The sequence below is a fragment of the Bacillus thermozeamaize genome, from assembly GCA_002159075.1.
Taxonomy (GTDB): domain Bacteria; phylum Bacillota; class Bacilli; order ZCTH02-B2; family ZCTH02-B2; genus Bacillus_BB; species Bacillus_BB thermozeamaize.
The window spans coordinates 1-1,790 of record LZRT01000039.1 but is presented as its reverse complement, the minus strand read 5'-3'; the positions used below and the strand labels follow the sequence as shown (position 1 = coordinate 1,790).

The window sequence follows — 1,790 nt, the reverse complement described above, 5'->3', positions numbered from 1 at the left end:
GGGGAGTTCTTTATTTTTTGGTATGTAGATATGTTTTCGTCCTTTTATCTTTAACCCCATATGCGGGGATATCTTCTAGCCCAAATGCCTTTAAAATATCGGAAAATACGTCGTCAGATTTATTTTTTATAAAGATTTCTTTTCCATCCAAGTGCACTTTCGTAATCGTCGCACTCCGGATGGCATCCTGGATTTTTTCTGTTGAATAATCAATTCCCTTGGTGTGAAGCAAGTATTCCAATAACCGTTGAATGACCAACGCCAGATAACAAATCACGAAATGGCCTTTGATGCTTTCTTCCGTCCAAACAAAGATGGGCCTGGCTTCAAAATTGCTTTTCAGCACTCGAAAGCTTTCTTCAATTTTCCAAAGGCCGTGGTAAGCCTCCAGTACTTTTTCGGGGGACAGGGCAGGATCGCTGTACTGGATGGCGTAGTAACCATCGAATTGTTCATCGATCTCCGCTTGTTTTTCGTTGAAGGAAATGTGGTCATCTTCCAAAAAGGTTAATTGGACGTATTTTTTGCCGCCTTTTTTCAGTTCGGCTTTGAGCTGGGATTTGGATTCGACCAGCTTTTTCGATTTTTCAATGATTCGTTCGCGATCCTTCCGGTCTTTCTGCGCCCTTTTCGATGACCAGGTAATCAACAGGTGGTCATCGAGCACATGTGTTTTCTCCTTCGTTCGGACAAACGATTGGAATTCGCATTTTTTCCATTTAAACTCCGGTGAAATGTAAGTATATCCCGATTCATCGAGGACCATTTCCTTCACTTTTTTTGATCCTGATCGGATTTTAAAGGACATGATATATTCGAAACCCAATGATTTCAGAAATAACAAATTCCCTTTGGAATTCAATCCCCGGTCGGCAACGAGTATGATTTTCTTGATGCCATATTGTTCTTTCATCCGCAGGAGCACGGGTTCCAAGGTTCTGAAATCATTCGTGTTTCCCGGAAAGAGATCATATCCGACGGGGATTCCTTGATCGTCGATCAGTAACCCCATGACCACTTGTACCTGATTTACTTTGTTATCCTTGGAAAATCCGAACTTTTTCAAGTCATCGGCCAGCACGGACTCGAAGTAGTAAGTGGTGACATCGTAAAAGGCGACCGCAAGGTTGCGGTTGAGTTTCTTCGAAATTTGCTTGTTCAGATGTTCTTCCAAATGATTTTTTTGTCCGGCAAGAAAGGAAAGGGAACGATACATCTGTTCCAATTCACAGGGGAATTCACGAGCGAATCTGCCTTTTCCTTCGAAAGTGGAAAGCTTGGATTCAGGAAACAGCAATCTGGAAAAGGTCATGAGCGCAATCGGGATTTTCGTTTGGAATTGGAATTTTGTATCTTTTCTTTGCCGGTATTGGAAAAAGGAATCCAAATTCAGCTCATCCCAAATCATCTGGTAAATTTCATAACCATAGTTTTCGACGGGAGCCCCTTCTTTGGTTGGGCTGAAGGCTTTCGTATCCAGAAAATCCTCCAGACGCCGGGTGAGGGCAAGACCGCATTGTTGAGCTTTTTCTGCGTTCATCTGTTCCACTTTTTTTTGGAGCTCTTCGAGGGCATTGGGGTTTTCAGCCAACAGTTTCTCTTTATTTCCGAAGTTTTGGATAACCCGAATTTTTGGTTTTTTGGTTACCGGATCCCGGAAGGATTCAACGATCCGAACATATTCCTTCCCGCGGTTCTTGAAGATTTGAAGGTACATGGGAATCACCTCATTAGAGATAATTATACCATATATACTTTCATATGTACATACCAAAAACATAAAAAATAGG

1 protein-coding gene is annotated in these 1,790 nt (G+C 42.1%); it reads right to left on the bottom strand.

The annotated features are described in order from the left end of the window. Nucleotides 1–10: 10 nt before the first annotated feature. Entirely contained in the window at nt 11–1,780 is a 1,770-nt protein-coding gene (locus BAA01_12355) for a hypothetical protein (protein OUM89553.1), read from the bottom strand. Between the last annotated feature and the right edge of the window lie 10 nt (nt 1,781–1,790).

Bases quoted from the DNA above. Each gene is read 5' to 3' on its own strand.
- BAA01_12355 (OUM89553.1), bottom strand. From the start codon at position 1,780: ATGTTTTTGGTATGTACATATGAAAGTATATATGGTATAATTATCTCT.